Genomic DNA, 1741 nt, shown 5'->3' with positions numbered 1-1741 from the left:
CATACGGGTCGAGGTGCTCCTTAGAAAGGAGGTGATCCAGCCGCACCTTCCGGTACGGCTACCTTGTTACGACTTAGTCCTAATTACCGATCCCACCTTCGACGGCTCCCCCCACAAGGGTTGGGCCACCGGCTTCAGGTGTTACCGACTTTCATGACTTGACGGGCGGTGTGTACAAGACCCGGGAACGTATTCACCGCAGCGTTGCTGATCTGCGATTACTAGCGACTCCGACTTCATGAGGTCGAGTTGCAGACCTCAATCCGAACTGGGACCGGCTTTTTGGGATTCGCTCCACCTCACGGTATTGCAGCCCTTTGTACCGGCCATTGTAGCATGCGTGAAGCCCAAGACATAAGGGGCATGATGATTTGACGTCATCCCCACCTTCCTCCGAGTTGACCCCGGCAGTATCCCATGAGTTCCCACCATTACGTGCTGGCAACATAGAACGAGGGTTGCGCTCGTTGCGGGACTTAACCCAACATCTCACGACACGAGCTGACGACAACCATGCACCACCTGTTCACGAGTGTCCAAAGAGTCCCCTATTTCTAGGGTGTTCTCGTGTATGTCAAGCCTTGGTAAGGTTCTTCGCGTTGCATCGAATTAATCCGCATGCTCCGCCGCTTGTGCGGGTCCCCGTCAATTCCTTTGAGTTTTAGCCTTGCGGCCGTACTCCCCAGGCGGGGAACTTAATGCGTTAGCTGCGTCACGGAATCCGTGGAAAGGACCCCACAACTAGTTCCCAACGTTTACGGGGTGGACTACCAGGGTATCTAAGCCTGTTTGCTCCCCACCCTTTCGCTCCTCAGCGTCAGTTACGGCCCAGAGATCTGCCTTCGCCATCGGTGTTCCTCCTGATATCTGCGCATTCCACCGCTACACCAGGAATTCCAATCTCCCCTACCGCACTCTAGTCTGCCCGTACCCACTGCAGGCCCGAGGTTGAGCCTCGGGATTTCACAGCAGACGCGACAAACCGCCTACGAGCTCTTTACGCCCAATAATTCCGGATAACGCTTGCGCCCTACGTATTACCGCGGCTGCTGGCACGTAGTTAGCCGGCGCTTTTTCTGCAAGTACCGTCACAAAAGCTTCTTCCTTGCTAAAAGAGGTTTACAACCCGAAGGCCGTCATCCCTCACGCGGCGTTGCTGCATCAGGCTTCCGCCCATTGTGCAATATTCCCCACTGCTGCCTCCCGTAGGAGTCTGGGCCGTGTCTCAGTCCCAGTGTGGCCGGTCACCCTCTCAGGCCGGCTACCCGTCGACGCCTTGGTGAGCCATTACCTCACCAACAAGCTGATAGGCCGCGAGCCCATCCCAGACCGAAAAATCTTTCCAACCACTGAAGATGCCTTCGTGGTTCATATCCAGTATTAGACGCCGTTTCCAGCGCTTATCCCAGAGTCCAGGGCAGGTTGCTCACGTGTTACTCACCCGTTCGCCACTGATCCACCCAGCAAGCTGGGCTTCACCGTTCGACTTGCATGTGTTAAGCACGCCGCCAGCGTTCATCCTGAGCCAGGATCAAACTCTCCATAAAAAATGAATACCACCCACAACCCGGGAAAACAGGTCACAAGCAGCGAGTTCAACCATGACCAAAAACGAATATCAAACTGACATCCATGAATTGATCCAAAAAAGACCCCCACCAACCAGAAAACTGGTCGACAGAGAAATAAATTTGGCATTTGACAAGTGCACGCTGTTGAGTTCTCAAAGATCGGACGCACC

The 1741-nt window shown here is 54.6% G+C and carries 1 rRNA gene; it reads right to left on the bottom strand.

Going from position 1 to position 1741, the window contains the following annotated elements:
* Positions 1-24: 24 nt before the first annotated feature.
* Positions 25-1547 (bottom strand): 16S ribosomal RNA (locus ACWGUG_RS18525).
* Between the last annotated feature and the right edge of the window lie 194 nt (positions 1548-1741).

It is taken from the genome of Microbacterium sp. NPDC055455 (assembly GCF_053619935.1).
Note: the sequence above shows the minus strand (reverse complement) of the source record. Positions and strands in the feature narration are given on the sequence as shown.